Here is a 14932-nt window from a genome sequence, read left to right as displayed (position 1 = left end):
TGATATAAATATAATCAAAAAAGGCAAATCAAATATTATTAAAACAAAAAAAGTTTGAATATTAAATAATATTCAAACTTTCTGTTAATTACATAACTTATCGTTAATCATTCAATTTCAAAACTGCCATAAATGCTTCTTGAGGAATTTCTACATTTCCTACCTGACGCATACGTTTTTTTCCTTTTTTCTGTTTCTCTAAAAGTTTACGTTTACGAGAAATATCTCCACCGTAACACTTAGCAGTAACGTCTTTTCTTAACGCTTTAATAGTCTCACGAGCGATTACTTTTGCTCCAATGGCAGCCTGAATTGGAATATCAAACTGCTGTCTTGGGATTAATTCTTTTAATTTCTCACACATTTTTTTACCAATGTTGTAAGCATTACTTTCGTGAATTAAAGCCGAAAGTGCATCTACTGGTTGTGCGTTTAACAATACATCTAAACGCACTAATTTTGATTCGCGCATTCCTATTGGATGATAATCAAAAGAAGCGTATCCTTTAGAAACTGTTTTTAATCTATCATAAAAATCAAATACAATTTCCGCTAACGGCATATCGAAATTCAACTCAACACGCTCAGTTGTTAAATAGGTTTGATTTGTAATTAAACCACGTTTTTCGATACACAAACTCATTACGTTTCCAACAAAATCAGATTTTGTAATGATCGTTGCTTTGATATAAGGTTCTTCTACTCTATCTAATTTTGAAGGTTCTGGTAAATCCGAAGGATTGTTAACGATTAAAATCGTATCAGGCTCTTTTTTAGTAAAAGCATGATACGAAACGTTAGGAACAGTTGTAATAACCGTCATATCGAACTCACGCTCTAAACGTTCTTGGATAATTTCCATGTGTAACATTCCTAAGAATCCACAACGGAAACCAAATCCTAATGCCGCCGAACTCTCCGCTTGAAAAACTAACGAAGCATCGTTCAATTGTAATTTTTCCATCGAAGCACGCAAATCTTCGTAATCTTCTGTATCTACAGGATAAATTCCGGCGAAAACCATTGGTTTTACATCTTCAAATCCTTGAATTGCATTTTTTGTTGGTTCTTTAGCATCCGTAATCGTATCTCCTACTTTTACTTCTTTTGCTTCTTTAATTCCCGAAACTAAATAGCCTACGTCTCCAGCCGAAATTACATTTTTCGGCACTTGATTTAATTTCAATGTCCCAACTTCGTCTGCATAATATTCATTTCCAGTCGCCATGAATTTAATTTTCTGACCTTTTTTCATTTCTCCGTTAAGTACACGGAAAATTACTTCAATTCCTCTGAATGGGTTGTAATGCGAATCGAAAATCAAGGCTTGAAGGGGTTCGTTTGGATCACCTTTTGGTGCTGGAATTTTTTCAATAATAGCTGCCAAAATATTTTCAACACCAAAACCTGTTTTTCCAGAAGCGTGAATAATATCCTCCAATTTACATCCTAATAAATCGATAATATCATCACTAACTTCCTCAGGATTAGCGCTTGGCAAATCCACTTTATTTAAAACAGGAATAATTTCCAAGTCATTTTCTAACGCCAGATATAAATTCGAAATCGTCTGTGCCTGAATACTTTGCGCTGCATCAACAATCAACAAAGCACCTTCACAAGCCGCAATAGAACGAGAAACCTCATACGAGAAATCCACGTGACCTGGAGTGTCAATTAAGTTTAAGATATAATCTTCGCCTTTATATTTATACTCCATTTGAATGGCGTGACTTTTTATGGTAATCCCACGTTCGCGCTCTAAGTCCATGTTATCTAGTAACTGAGCTTTTTCTTCGCGAGCCGAAACCGTTTGTGTAGCACTCAACAATCTGTCGGCTAACGTACTTTTTCCGTGGTCAATGTGTGCAATAATGCAGAAATTTCTAATGTGTTTCATTCTTCAAGTTCAATGTCAAGTTCAAATTTCAATAGCAATTCTTTCGAACAATTAATCTGCAAATATAAAGCAAAGTTTTGATTTATAAGGCCGAAACTTGAAACCTTAAACTTGAAACCAACAAAAATTTGTATTTTTGCAAAAAAATTGAAGCACCATGCCTAAAATTGGTAACATCATACTACCTGATTTTCCTTTATTATTAGCCCCAATGGAAGATGTGAGCGATCCACCATTTCGTCGTTTATGTAAATTACATGGCGCTGATTTGATGTATTCTGAATTTATTTCTTCAGAAGGATTGATTCGTGATGCGATGAAAAGTAAACAAAAATTAGACATTTTCGACTACGAACGTCCGGTGGGAATTCAGATTTTTGGCGGTGATGAAGAAGCTATGGAAATGTCATCGCGAATTGTGGATGCCGTTCAACCTGATTTAGTGGATATCAATTTTGGTTGTCCTGTAAAAAAAGTCGTTTGTAAAGGTGCCGGCGCTGGGGTTTTAAAAGATGTAGATTTGATGATTCGTTTAACGAAAGCTGTTATCAAAGGAACAAGTTTACCTGTTACTGTAAAAACGCGTTTAGGTTGGGATGAAAATTCGATTAATATAGATGAAGTTGCTGAACGTTTACAAGATATTGGCGTGCAAGCTTTAACGATTCATGCCAGAACGCGAGCACAGATGTACAAAGGTCATTCGGATTGGTCTCACATTCAGCGTGTGAAAGAAAATCCGAGAATTACAATGCCAATTTTTGGAAATGGCGATATCGATTCTCCTGAAAAAGCATTGGAATACAAAAACAAATACGGTTTAGACGGCATGATGATTGGTCGTGCTGCGATTGGTTATCCTTGGATTTTTAATGAAATTAAACATTATTTCGCCACAGGAGAAAAACTAGCACCACCTAGTATGAACGACCGAATTGAAGCCGCAAGAAATCACTTAATTTGGAGTATCGAATGGAAAGGCGAACGTTTAGGTATCAACGAAATGCGTCGTCATTACACCAATTATTTCAAAGGCATTCACGGTTTTAAAGAGTATAAACAAAAATTGGTTACCACAGATGGCATCAATCAATTATTAGATGTGTTTACTGAGATTGAGCAAGTGTATGCGGATTATCAACATCAAATTTAATTCAATCCAAAATTCAGAAGCGGTATTTGCAATGAAAAATTTAGACTTTTAAAGTCAAACAATTTTTCATAATACAAATTGGAGTATATTCTGATTGACTTTTCATGAATATTAAATTTGATTGTTTTTGAAACACCTACAACATAATTGGTTAAATGATTTTCATATAAGTTAATTTCGTAATAAGGTTTCAATTCTATAGACTCTATATTTTTACTTATTGATAAATCCAGACCATTGAATCTTGAATCGATCACAAGTTGATTGTAAGAAATTCCTAAATTGAAATATTTATAAATTGAAAAAGCATAGTTTATTTTATAATTTTCAAATTGCTCAACCGATTTTATATAATCTAAATCGTGTTTCTCATAAGAAAATCTAATTAAATCAGAATAAGATCTATTATCTGAAAATAAATTGTATTTATTAACATAGGTCTTAACACTTGAATTCCCATTAAAACCAACTTGATAATTGATTGAGACACCTAAATTAAACCTTTTCTTAGCGATTTTATTGACATAATAATAACTAATAAAACCGAATGGCAATCTATAATCTCCAAGGTAATCAAGAATTACAAAAGAATTATGAAGTTTGTAAAACATATATCCATTTTTCTTTAAATAAGAAAAACCTCCGGGTAAATCTTCACGAAATTCCTTTTTTAATTTTTCAATTTCCATTTTTTCAAACGAGTCATTAATAAGATCTTTTAAAGAATAATTTTCAGAAATTGTATCTAAATCTGAAAAACGAAATGACTTAATTATGTATTGTTTTTTATTAGAAAATTCTAGGTAATAATCATCACTCATAAAAACCCCAGCTTTTCCAAAACTATCATTTTTGGCTGGAATCATATCTTCTAATTTTGAATTCGACACATTAGTATATAACCAATTTGCGATGTTTGAATCGTGTAATTTTGTAAAGATTATTGTGTCTTTAACGATATTACTCTTTTCTTTAACAAAATACTGTGTGGATTTTAAGATTAATTTTCCGTAATTATCTTTATATAAATCAATCATTAAATCTGTATGATTTAATCTAAAATAAAAATCTGACAAAGTATCATTTCTTAAATCTGGAAGTTTTGAAACTTCAATTGCTTTATACACAAGATCTTTTTCGAATTTTGAAATCAAAGAATCATTGATGACTTTTTGACCAAAACCCAATTGAAAAAAGAGAAAAAGAAGGAAAACTTTTTTAATCATAATCAAATATAGAAAATTGCATAACTATATAGATGCTTTATTTTACAAAAAGGTTGGAATTAGGATTAAAAACTCTAAATAAGTTCAAAAATAAACTTCTATTTTCTACCCATGATAAACCCTAGAAAACACAATTTTTCCCTCTTTAATTTCTAAAACTTCAGCTACTAACATATCGGCTTCACCTGCTACTTGACGTGTGTATTCCATAAAAACTCGGTCGGTGTTAGCAGTTAATGAAGTTACTTTGTAATGCAATGTGGGTAATCTATCAAAAGCATCTTGCCACCAAACGCGCATGGCTTCTTTTCCAATGATTAACCCATTAGTTTCAGGTTGACGAATTTTTAATTTCGGACTGAAATGTTGGGCTTCGTTATCGTATAATTCTAATAATTTTTCTAAGTTTTTCGTATTAAAAGCATCGAACCATTTAATGGCGATTTGTTGTAGTTGATTTGGCATAGATAACACTATTTTTTATTTGAAACACATAGACATATAGGTTTCATAGTTTTAAAAAAAGTCGTTTCACTCTGCATAGAAAACATAGCGTTGTGAAAAATTTAAAAAAAAGGCACAAAGAAAAAATTAATGTGCCTATGTGTTTCAAAAAATACGTTTAAGCATTTTTAAGGTTGATGATTTCTTGTTCGGTTAAGAATCTCCAATCGCCTCTTGGTAAATTTTTCTTAGTTAAACCTGCGAATGTTACGCGGTCTACTTTTAAAACATCATATTTTAAGTGTTCGAAAATTCTACGAACGATTTTTACGTTTGACGTTTTCATTTTCAAACCGATTTCACTTTTTGGCTGATCTTCGATATAAGTGATTTCTTCCACATAAACTCTGTGGTCATCAATCGTTAATCCTTTTTGAATTTTTTCTAAGTCTTCAAATTTTAAGTTTTTATCCAAAGTAACTTGATATACTTTCGATGAACGTTGGTTTGGAGCAGTGAATTTTTGAATAATTTCAGTATCATTGGTAAACAACAACAAACCAGTTGTGGTTTTGTCCATTCTTCCCACAGGTTGTAATTTAGCTTTAGTTGCATTTCGAACTAAATCTAAAACATTAGTTGAACCTTGCGAATCATCTCCTGCTGTAGAAAAGTTTTTTGGCTTATTTAATAAGATATATTCTTTCTTTTCTGGCGTAATGTTAACACCATCAAACTGAACAGTATCGGTTAATTTTACTTTGTAACCCATTTCGGTAATTACTTCACCGTTTACTTTTACATTTCCACTTTGAATGTAAATATCCGCATCTCTTCGGCTACACATTCCCGAATTAGAAATGTAGCGGTTCAAACGAATTTCATCTGGATTAGATGGTTTTTTCGGAGATTTTGGAGCTTTAGGCGCATCTTTAGCTGCTTCTGGTTTGGTTTTAAACTTTGAAGGCGCTTTACGAATTGGCGCATTTCCTCTTGAATTACTATCTTTTTTGTAACCTCCTTGTCTTCCTGAACCTGGACGACTTTTATCGCTATCTTGATGACGTGACATATTATAAACAATTTTTGCAAAGATATAACTAATATGCTGAAATCAATTTTTTGCCATGAATTAAAACCGATGGTTCGATTAAAACAATGCAAAAAACCCCTGAAACAATGATAAACTTCAATAAAAAGTGTAGTTTTAGGTATTCCGTTTTAGAAGTCGACTTCCATAAAAGCAAGGTAAAAAATAACAAACCAATCAAACTTAAATAGAAGTAAATATCCATGTAGCCTACATCATATATTTCAATTAAAAAATAAACCGGAATTAGAGTAGAAATCGTTAAAACAGAAATAATAGATTTCGCCATTTTTTCACCAAAAACAACAGGAATCGTCTTGTAATCGGCAATTAAATCACCTTCGATATTTTCTAAATCTTTAATTAATTCCCGAATTAAAATCAGCGATAATAAGAAAGTTGCATGAGCAAAAATGACATGATAAAAATTCTTGTAATACATCAAAATTCCGAAGAAAGGCAAAACTGCTAAAACTGCAGCTGTGATGTTTCCAACCAAGAACATTTTTTTCAATTTGTGCGAATAAAACCAAATTAGGAAAATATAAGTCGAAAAGAACAAAACCGCTCGCCATGAAATGAAAAACATCAACAAAGCAACAATGAAATTAATTCCGAAATACACTTTCAACTTGGTTTCCTGACTCACCAAACGGTCAATCATGACTTTTTTAGGGCGATTGATTAAATCTTTTTTCGCATCGTAAAAATTATTGATGATATAACCCGAAGCAATAGTTAAAGTAGAAGCAACCACGATTAAAAATAAACGCCAATCAAGAATAATATCTAATGCTCGTTTTTCGGGAGCCAAGATGAATATAGCTGAAAGATATTGCGCTAACGCCACCACCCAAATATTGTATCCTCTAATCACAGAAAAGAAGCTGAAGATTTTAGTAAGAACTAATTTGGATTTACGTGTTAGCATTTTTCTTAAAGAATTTAAATAATATGAAACTCAATACAAGATAAACCAATATCTTTTTAAAAATTCCTATTCCGAATTCAGAAAAAGAAAAATATGATTTTGGTCCTCTTAATTTCAAGAATTCTTCTATTTCAATTAAAACCCAATCAAATTCAAAAATAAAGAATAATACAAGTATAGATTTAATTATTATAGAATTTTTAACTCTATTGATTCTGAATAATTGCGTGGAAAAAAGAAACCATAAAGCTGTTAAAATGGAATAAACATAAATGTTTGGAAATAATTTTTGACCAGGAAAACTATAAGTTGTGTATCCAATCGAAAAAAAGTCTTCATAAAAAACAGAAACAAAACCTAGCATTAATAAAAAAGCAATTAACAATCCGAAAACAGGAACCAGGGATTCTGAAAAACCAACAAAATCTACTAATTTTTGATTTTTAAAAAGGTTAGAAACTATAAAAAAAACTGCATATCCAAATAAATATGCAGTTAATAGATTGTATCCAAATAGAAATAATTCCATTCTAGAAATTATAAACTACTTCTAATTTATAGTCTTTTAGCGACTCTTTTGCTTTATCTAAATCTTGAGTAAATCCTAAAATATAACCGCCACCGCCAGAACCACATAATTTTAGGTAGTAATCGTTGGTATCAATTCCTTTTTGCCACACTTGGTGAAATTGCTCTGGAATCATCGGTTTGAAGTTGTTCAACACTACTTTTGATAATTGTTTGGTGTTTTCTAATAACGATTTTACATCGCCGTGCAAGAAATTTTCCACACAAGCATCGGTATATTTAATGAATTGTGATTTTAACATCGTACGGAAACCGTTATCCTTTAAGTTTTCCATGAAAATCGAAACCATTGGAGCAGTTTCACCCACAATTCCAGAATCAATTAAGAAAACAGCACCTTTTCCTTGTGTACTTTGCGTTGGAATTCCAGTTGCTTCAATATTATCTTTCGAATTGATTAAAATTGGAATACTCAAATAACTATTCAACGGATCTAAACCTGAACTTTTTCCGTGAAAAAACGATTCCATTTGAGAGAAAATCGTTTTTAATTGCAATAATTTCTCACGCGTTAAATTTTCTAAAACTGTGATTTTATCATTCGCATATTTATCATAAATCGCCGCAACTAAAGCACCACTACTTCCTACTCCATATCCTTGCGGAATACTAGAATCGAAATACATTCCGTTATTTACATCATTTTGCAATAAAGCCAAATCAAAAGTTACCAACTCAGGTTGCTCCGTTTGCAATTGCTCTAAATAAACAACGAATTTCTTTAAACTTTCGTTTGATTTAATAGCACTTTCAGACGAATTTCCATCGTTCTTTAAAGCACCATTATAAAAATTATAAGGAATTGAAAGTCCTTTCGAATCTTGGATAATTCCATATTCTCCGAAAAGTAATATTTTTGAGTAAAAAAGTGGTCCTTTCATAGATTTCAGTTTTCTTTTTCAGTAAACAATGAGTAAATGTACAAAATTAATTTGATTTAGCACCATTTCCAATTTCATCGCAAATATACTGACCATTTTGACAATAGCCAACTAATTCATCTTGAATAAATTGCAATACATTTTCTTTTACACTTTCAGGATACAAAACATGTACATTTGCTCCTGCATCTAACGTAAAACAAACTGGAATTTGGGTTCCATTTCTAAACTTCCAAATTTTATTGATGATTTCCAATGTATTGGGTTTCATCAAAATAAAATAAGGCATCGAAGTCATCATCATCGCATGTAAAGTCAAAGCTTCGCTTTCTACAATTTTGATAAATTCTGCTACATTTCCTGATGATAAAATTGCTTTTATTTGAGATAAATTTTCGTGTGCTTGAGCAAAACGTCTTTCGGCATAAGGATGATTATGCATTAAATCGTGTCCAACCGTACTCGAAACTTGTTTTTCTCCTTTATCTACTAATAAAATCGTGTCTTGATAGTTTTTGAAGTTGGAATGAATTTCTGAAAATTCCACTCCAAACAAATCCGAACTCCCATTAATTTGAACATGATTTCCCCAAACAACCACTTCCCCTTTGATGCTTCTGCACGCACTTCCACTTCCTAATCTTGCTAAAAATGAAGCTTTTGAATAAAAATAGTCATCAGAAATGGCTGGATTAATTGTTTTCTCCAAACTCATGATATTCATTGCTAAAGCTGCCATCCCAGATGCAGAAGAAGCAATTCCTGAACTGTGTGGAAAGGTGTTTTGGGTATCAATTTTAAAATGATAATCTTTTAAAAACGGACAATATTTTTCGATTCTTTCAAAGAATTTTTGAATTTTTGGTTTGAAATCTTCTTTTGGTTTTCCTTCAAAAAGTAAATCGAATGAAAAACTATTGTTTTCCAATTTTTTAACTACATCTAACTTCGTAATTGTTTTACAATTGTTTAACGTAAAACTTATCGAAGGATTGGCTGGAATTTGGTTTTCTTTCTTTCCCCAATATTTCACTAAGGCAATATTACTAGGCGCGCTCCATTCGAAACTAGCGGATTCAATGGAATTATATGAAGTTGCGATAAAATCTTTTTCGGTAAGCATAGCTTAAAATTTTGACAAAAATACCGATTTTGATTGATTTGTTCCCTTGATATTTCGTTAATTTGCCTATAAAATTGAAAACATGAGTAAATATCTTAAAATCATATACTGTGTTGCCATTTGTTTGGCTGTTGGTTACTTATCTAGTAATGTAACACAATCTAGTATAAAAACCTGGTACCCAACAATTGAAAAACCAATTTTCAATCCCCCAAATTGGGTTTTTGCACCGGTTTGGACCATGCTTTTCATCCTAATGGGAATTGCTGCAGGAATGGTTTGGAATAAGTTAGAATCGAACAAAGAATTGGTAAAAAAAGGATTGTTGTTTTTTACGGCACAACTTCTTTTAAATGCTTTATGGTCGTATTTATTCTTTGGATTAAATAATATTTTATTAGCATTAATCGAAATTATTTTGCTTTGGTTGATTATTTACGAAACGTATTACATCTTCAAACAGGTTGACAAAAAAGCAGGATATTTATTAATTCCATATTTAGCTTGGGTTGGATTTGCCTCCATTTTAACAGGAAGCATTTATTGGCTGAATCGATAATCAACATTTTTATAAAATAAAAAAGGCGACTTCAAATTGAAATCGCCTTTTTTTTATATGTTGAAAAGGATTATTTATTTCCCATTTCTTCCATTTCTTTATAGAAAGTTTCTTTGAATTTTTCGTAGTTGTAATCAACTTTCAAACGATCATCAGCAGAAATTCTATTGTTTAAAGTATTTAATAATGCTGAATTATTTAACTCAATTGCAATATAAGTTTTATATTTCCCAGTTGCTGTTTTAGTTAATTCTTCACAGATTGTTTTAGTTCCAGAGATTGACTGATTGATTACCTCACGGCTTAATCCTTCATATTTAGCAATGTATTCTTGTTTCCCAGCTGAATTTACATCGTTAAAGTAGTTATCAATAACCGCTTTCAAAGTAACTTCAATTTGTCCTGCTAATTCTAAACGTGCATTACTTAATGCCATTCTTTTAGAGTTTGCTTGATCTGGACTTTCACCAACACTATTTGCTCTAAAGAAATCTTTATCGGTGAAGTATTTTGGACCACTACACAAAACCTCTACTTTTGTTTCTCCTTTTGGAGCATCAACTGGTTTTTCTTCTTTTTTACTTCTACAAGAAGCGGCACTAAGCACTAATAAACCTACTAAAATTGTATTTCTCATGTTTGTAATTTTTCTCATTTTTTGTATAATTATTTGTTAAACACTCTTTTTTGGTATCAAATTTGAAAGTTTTGTCAATATTAACAAAAAAAACAACTAAAAAAAACGTTTGTTTGTTATTTTTGTTTTAAAATTGCCATTTAACTTTAACATATTTAACAAAATACGTGCCAATTTATGAAATTAAACTTTACCCCAAAATATTTAAGTGTACTATTATTCCTATTCTTATTTGCTTGTAGTGTTAAAAATTCGACCTTGAAAAAAGGAGCCGAAATGGAAAAAGCAGGAAATTTTAAACAAGCTTCTGAATTGTATTTAGGTGTATTATTTAAAAAACCTAATTTACCAGAAATTGAAAATGCCTTAAGAAGAAGTGCGCAATTACACATCTCAGAAACCGCTTTTTCAATCGCAACCAAAAACGAAAAAGGAGATAAAGAAGGTGTTGTAAACGAATACTTCAATTTGAATAGTTTTGTAAACCAAGTTAACTATTTTACCAAGAATTTAGATATTGACCAACAAACCAAAGCGATTTATAATAAAAACTTAGATCAATATTTAATTGGTCAGTATGATCTAGGAATTAAATTTCTTTCCGAACAAAAATTTGCAGAAGCAGAAAGTGTTTTTAACACCATTTCCAAATTCAATGCAAATTATAAAGACACTCCTAAGCAACTAAGTATCGCCGTTAACGAACCTATTTATCTAACTGGAATTCAACTTTTTGGAGAAAAAAAATACATGCCTGCTTATGATAAATGGAATGAGATTTACACTCGTGAGGCTAATTATAAAGACGTAAAAAACAAATTGCAACAAGCATTAAACGAGCGCTACAAAGAAGGAAGTTATTATTTAATGCAAGAAAACTTTAAAGAAGCAGAATTGGCTTTTGAGCAGGTTAAGAACATAAACAGCAACTATTTAGATGTTAAAAATTTACACCGTGAAGCCTATAGTGAACCTATCTACAGAAAAGCGATTAAAGATTTAAAGAAAGGAAAATGCAGAACCGCTTATTTAGGATTGGATGACATTATTCAAAGATTTGATAGTTATAAAAATGCTGATGAGTTAAAGTCGGATGCTTTAGTATGTGCAGAATATCCAATTATCGTAGAATCATATAGAGGAAGAAACTCAAGTGGTTTTGAAAGTAACATTCAAAATGCTGTTATTGAAGATATTTTAGCAAGCAAAAATCCGTTTGTAAAAATCATTAAAGGAAGCAATGACATTTCTTCTCCGTATTATAATATTTCGGAGACAAGCAAAAACAACACACAATTAAAGCGATACATAGATAATTTTTATGTAAGAACAAATGCAAAAGCGGTTTTAACAATACATATTAATCAATATCAGTTACAAGACGAACCTGTTAGAAGTTATGATGTTAATGGATTAGAAGTAAAAAAATTAAAAGCCCGTAATGGTGCTGATTCATTAGTTGAAAAAATGGTTGTTTATAAAGAATACGAAAAAAGAAGCACATTACAATCTAGCATAACTTATCGATTAGTTGACATTGCCAGCGGAAAAATTTTGATGCAAAAAACCATTCAAAAAAATGAAGAGCAAGAATTACGATATGCACGTAATAGTGGTTCAAGTTATAAAATGATTTATCCAACTCGTATGACTGCTGACAGAATTATGAGAGACGATTCAAATTATAAAAATTTACAAACCTTGTTTCAGACTAGTGATCAAATTAACAATCAATTATTAGTTGACAACATTTTAACCGATTTTAGAAAACGAATTGTTTCTGAAGTTTTGCTTTTTAATCCAGAAGAATAATGCTTAAATATATCGTTTTACTTACTAGTCTTTTTCTTTTTCTTTCATGTGGAAGTTCTAAAAACAATTCCGCAATTCCTGAAAACGCACCAGAATGGGTTTCTAAAACACCTTTGAGTAATTTCAATTATATCGGAATTGGAATGGCATCAAAAGCTTCGTCTGATTACAGAGAAAAAGCGCAAAAAATGGCTTTAACCGAAATTTCAAATAGTATTTCGGTTACGGTTTCTAGTAATAATTCGTTAAACGTTTTTCAATACGACGATACTTTTAATGAGTTTTATCGCATGAACAGTATGGTTTCCAGTGCTTCATTCTTGGAAGGATATGATGTGGTAGATGTTTTTGAAACCGAAAATTACTATTACACCTATTTGAGTTTATCCAAACAAAAACACCAACAATTACGAAAAGCCAGAATTAATAAAGCCTTAGAAACTTCCATTTTCAAATTTGATTATGCGAAAAAACTAACTGCTGAAAAAGATTTTTCTGAAGCAATTAAACAACAAATTTTAGCATTAGAAGACATTAGTGAGTTTTTAAACGAAGATTTACGCTACAAAGAAAATCAAACAGAAAGACCTTACGTTAGTCTTTTAATGAATACTATTTTTGCAAATTTGAACCAAATCGAAATCGTATTTCCTGTAAAGCAATTAAACATCCGACATGCTACTGACGCTAAAGACATCTCCATTCAACCCATAACCATTCAATCTCAAAATAAAGCATTAAGTAATATTCCTGTTTCTATTTTTTATTCTTGGCAACCTGGGCAAAGTTTGAATTTGGTTTCGGAGAACAATGGCACTATTTCATTAATTATTCCAAGAAATTGTAGTAAAAACAATTTAGAAAAAATCACTGCTGTTTTAGATACGTATTCTTTGGTAAAAAATTTAAGTCAAAACCGAGTAGTTCAAAAAATATTCGAAAATTATCAATCTAAAAAATTCGAATTAGCGATTTCAAAACAATTACCAACAATTGAATTTGACATTTATTTAATGGAAAATTCTAAGAAAAATTTGAATGCTCTAGAAGATGAATTGTTTCAGGTTTTTTCTGCCGATTATTTCACTTTAGCTTCAAGAAAAGCAAAAAAAGATTTTACTATTACCATTGAAAGTAAAAAGATTGAAAACTTAGAAGTAAATGGTAAAATTTCTACAAAACTAGAAAGCCGTATTAAAATTACCAATGTAAACAATCACATTGTGTATCAAGAAACGCTTCACAACATTATCGGGATTGGCTCAAGTAAAGAATTAGCAGAGCAAGATGCTTTACAATCGCTAGTAGATAAAATTAAAATCGTGAATTATAACGCTATGATTCAAGCGATGTTATAGCATTAGCCACAATAAATCCGCCAGTCCAAGCGTTTTGAAAGTTGAAACCGCCCGTAATTGCATCAATGTTTAAAATTTCACCTGCGAAAAACATATTGGGTAAAATTTTACTTTCCATGGTTTTGAAATTCACTTCTTTCAAGTCGATTCCGCCAGCAGTAACGAATTCTTCTTTAAACGTGCTTTTGCCGTTAACTTGAAATTCGCCATTGGTTAATTGTTCGGCTAACGTATTCAATTGTTTCTTATTCACATCTGCCCATTTGGTTTCCTCTGTAATTCCTGATGCTTTTACGAGATTTTCCCAAAGGCGTTTTGGCAAATCGAAATGCGCGTATTTTGCTACTAATTTTTTAGAATTCTCCTCTTTGATGTTTTTCAATAAATCGATAGCTTCTTCAAAATCGGTTTCGTTTAACCAATTCACTTGAATGGCAAATTGATATTTTTTATCCGCTAATTCTCTTGCTCCCCACGCAGAAAGTCTCAAAATTCCGGGACCGCTCATTCCCCAATGAGTGATTAATAAAGGTCCAGATGCTTGTAATTTCGATTTCTTTACTTTTACCGATGCAAAAGCCGAAAGTCCCATTAAATCTTTTATTCGCGAGTCTTTAATATTAAATGTAAATAACGAAGGAACAGGTTCGATAATCGAATGTCCAAGATTTTGTAGTAATTCCCACATCTTCGGATTACTTCCAGTTCCTATAACCACTTTTTGGCAACTGAAAACCTCATGATGAGTCGAAATTTTCCAATAATTTTCTCCTTGATACAATTCCTGAACACTATGACCCGTTAAAATATCGATTTTAAGTTTTTGAGTTGCTTTTAAAAAACAATCAATTATTGTTTGCGATGAGTTGGAAACGGGAAACATTCTACCATCGTCTTCAATTTTTAGTTCAACTCCATGTTTTTCAAACCATTCAATCGTATCGCCAGAGCAAAATTGATGAAACGGACCTTTCAATTCCTTTTCGCCTCTTGGATAAAACTTTACCAAATCATTCGGCACAAAACACGCATGTGTCACATTACAACGACCACCGCCAGAAATACGTACTTTTTCTAAAACGCTTTTTCCTCTTTCAAGTATAGCTACTTTTAGATTTGGATTTTTTTCTACAATGTTGATAGCTGTAAAAAATCCAGCTGCGCCTCCGCCAATAATGATAATGTCGTATTTTGAGTTCAATGAGTTTATTTTAATTTGAATAAAAGTAA

At 31.4% G+C, this 14932-nt stretch carries 14 protein-coding genes; 4 read left to right on the top strand and 10 right to left on the bottom strand.

What is annotated here, in order from left to right; all coding sequences use genetic code 11:
• Positions 1–103: 103 nt before the first annotated feature.
• Positions 104–1900, bottom strand: coding sequence for a translation elongation factor 4 (lepA, locus tag IM755_RS04925; RefSeq protein ID WP_194094186.1), 1797 nt, complete (start codon positions 1898–1900; stop codon positions 104–106).
• Between the two features lie 157 nt (positions 1901–2057).
• Here lepA and dusB point away from each other — a divergent pair, with 157 nt between their 5' ends.
• A complete protein-coding gene (gene dusB, locus IM755_RS04920; protein ID WP_194094184.1) occupies positions 2058–3053 on the top strand; it encodes a tRNA dihydrouridine synthase DusB in 996 nt (331 codons plus the stop codon).
• On the opposite strand, the gene IM755_RS04915 is transcribed toward dusB, so the two are convergent.
• The 7 genes from IM755_RS04915 to IM755_RS04885 all read right to left on the bottom strand — a co-directional run bounded on the left by IM755_RS04915 (position 3050) and on the right by IM755_RS04885 (position 9336).
• Entirely contained in the window at positions 3050–4279 is a 1230-nt protein-coding gene (locus IM755_RS04915) for a hypothetical protein (protein ID WP_194094182.1), read from the bottom strand. The two genes, dusB and IM755_RS04915, sit on opposite strands and share 4 nt — an antisense overlap.
• A 105-nt stretch (positions 4280–4384) precedes the next feature.
• Positions 4385–4744, bottom strand: a complete 360-nt coding sequence (locus tag IM755_RS04910; protein WP_194094180.1) for a nuclear transport factor 2 family protein — start codon at positions 4742–4744, stop codon at positions 4385–4387.
• A 157-nt stretch (positions 4745–4901) separates the two neighbouring features.
• On the bottom strand, positions 4902–5795 hold the full coding sequence (locus IM755_RS04905) for a pseudouridine synthase (protein WP_194094178.1): 894 nt from the start codon (positions 5793–5795) through the stop codon (positions 4902–4904).
• Between the two features lie 28 nt (positions 5796–5823).
• Positions 5824–6744: a geranylgeranylglycerol-phosphate geranylgeranyltransferase gene (locus IM755_RS04900; protein ID WP_194094176.1), complete on the bottom strand. Its 921-nt coding sequence runs from the start codon at positions 6742–6744 to the stop codon at positions 5824–5826.
• Positions 6731–7273, bottom strand: coding sequence for a hypothetical protein (locus IM755_RS04895; protein ID WP_194094174.1), 543 nt, complete (start codon positions 7271–7273; stop codon positions 6731–6733). The genes IM755_RS04900 and IM755_RS04895 overlap by 14 nt, the downstream gene beginning before the upstream one ends.
• 1 nt (position 7274) lies before the next feature.
• Positions 7275–8213: a mevalonate kinase family protein gene (locus tag IM755_RS04890; RefSeq protein ID WP_194094172.1), complete on the bottom strand. Its 939-nt coding sequence runs from the start codon at positions 8211–8213 to the stop codon at positions 7275–7277.
• A 46-nt stretch (positions 8214–8259) separates the two neighbouring features.
• Positions 8260–9336: a diphosphomevalonate/mevalonate 3,5-bisphosphate decarboxylase family protein gene (locus IM755_RS04885; protein WP_194094170.1), complete on the bottom strand. Its 1077-nt coding sequence runs from the start codon at positions 9334–9336 to the stop codon at positions 8260–8262.
• Between the two features lie 82 nt (positions 9337–9418).
• Here IM755_RS04885 and IM755_RS04880 point away from each other — a divergent pair, with 82 nt between their 5' ends.
• Positions 9419–9895, top strand: coding sequence for a TspO/MBR family protein (locus tag IM755_RS04880; protein WP_194094168.1), 477 nt, complete (start codon positions 9419–9421; stop codon positions 9893–9895).
• Positions 9896–9965: 70 nt separating this feature from the next.
• Here the strand turns inward: IM755_RS04880 and IM755_RS04875 are convergent, their stop codons facing one another.
• Positions 9966–10550, bottom strand: a complete 585-nt coding sequence (locus tag IM755_RS04875; RefSeq protein WP_194094166.1) for a hypothetical protein — start codon at positions 10548–10550, stop codon at positions 9966–9968.
• Between the two features lie 159 nt (positions 10551–10709).
• Here IM755_RS04875 and IM755_RS04870 point away from each other — a divergent pair, with 159 nt between their 5' ends.
• Entirely contained in the window at positions 10710–12344 is a 1635-nt protein-coding gene (locus IM755_RS04870) for a hypothetical protein (protein ID WP_194094164.1), read from the top strand.
• Positions 12344–13702, top strand: a complete 1359-nt coding sequence (locus tag IM755_RS04865) for an LPP20 family lipoprotein (RefSeq protein ID WP_194094162.1) — start codon at positions 12344–12346, stop codon at positions 13700–13702. The genes IM755_RS04870 and IM755_RS04865 overlap by 1 nt, the downstream gene beginning before the upstream one ends.
• Here the strand turns inward: IM755_RS04865 and IM755_RS04860 are convergent.
• Complete coding sequence (locus IM755_RS04860; protein WP_194094160.1) at positions 13680–14903, bottom strand: BaiN/RdsA family NAD(P)/FAD-dependent oxidoreductase; 1224 nt, start codon at positions 14901–14903, stop codon at positions 13680–13682. The genes IM755_RS04865 and IM755_RS04860 overlap by 23 nt on opposite strands.
• Positions 14904–14932: the final 29 nt, after the last annotated feature.

The organism is Flavobacterium proteolyticum, assembly GCF_015223105.1.
GTDB lineage: Bacteria > Bacteroidota > Bacteroidia > Flavobacteriales > Flavobacteriaceae > Flavobacterium > Flavobacterium proteolyticum.
This window is presented reverse-complemented; position numbering and strand designations above follow the sequence as displayed.

Excerpts from the sequence above, each read along its gene's own strand:
- lepA (WP_194094186.1), bottom strand. The coding sequence starts at position 1,900 with ATGAAACACATTAGAAATTTCTGCATTATTGCACACATTGACCACGGA.
- IM755_RS04905 (WP_194094178.1), bottom strand. The coding sequence starts at position 5,795 with ATGTCACGTCATCAAGATAGCGATAAAAGTCGTCCAGGTTCAGGAAGA.
- IM755_RS04910 (WP_194094180.1), bottom strand. The coding sequence starts at position 4,744 with ATGCCAAATCAACTACAACAAATCGCCATTAAATGGTTCGATGCTTTT.
- IM755_RS04865 (WP_194094162.1), top strand. The coding sequence starts at position 12,344 with ATGCTTAAATATATCGTTTTACTTACTAGTCTTTTTCTTTTTCTTTCA.
- IM755_RS04875 (WP_194094166.1), bottom strand. The coding sequence starts at position 10,550 with ATGAGAAAAATTACAAACATGAGAAATACAATTTTAGTAGGTTTATTA.
- IM755_RS04890 (WP_194094172.1), bottom strand. The coding sequence starts at position 8,213 with ATGAAAGGACCACTTTTTTACTCAAAAATATTACTTTTCGGAGAATAT.
- IM755_RS04880 (WP_194094168.1), top strand. The coding sequence starts at position 9,419 with ATGAGTAAATATCTTAAAATCATATACTGTGTTGCCATTTGTTTGGCT.
- IM755_RS04885 (WP_194094170.1), bottom strand. The coding sequence starts at position 9,336 with ATGCTTACCGAAAAAGATTTTATCGCAACTTCATATAATTCCATTGAA.
- IM755_RS04895 (WP_194094174.1), bottom strand. The coding sequence starts at position 7,273 with ATGGAATTATTTCTATTTGGATACAATCTATTAACTGCATATTTATTT.
- IM755_RS04870 (WP_194094164.1), top strand. The coding sequence starts at position 10,710 with ATGAAATTAAACTTTACCCCAAAATATTTAAGTGTACTATTATTCCTA.
- IM755_RS04915 (WP_194094182.1), bottom strand. The coding sequence starts at position 4,279 with ATGATTAAAAAAGTTTTCCTTCTTTTTCTCTTTTTTCAATTGGGTTTT.
- IM755_RS04900 (WP_194094176.1), bottom strand. The coding sequence starts at position 6,744 with ATGCTAACACGTAAATCCAAATTAGTTCTTACTAAAATCTTCAGCTTC.
- dusB (WP_194094184.1), top strand. The coding sequence starts at position 2,058 with ATGCCTAAAATTGGTAACATCATACTACCTGATTTTCCTTTATTATTA.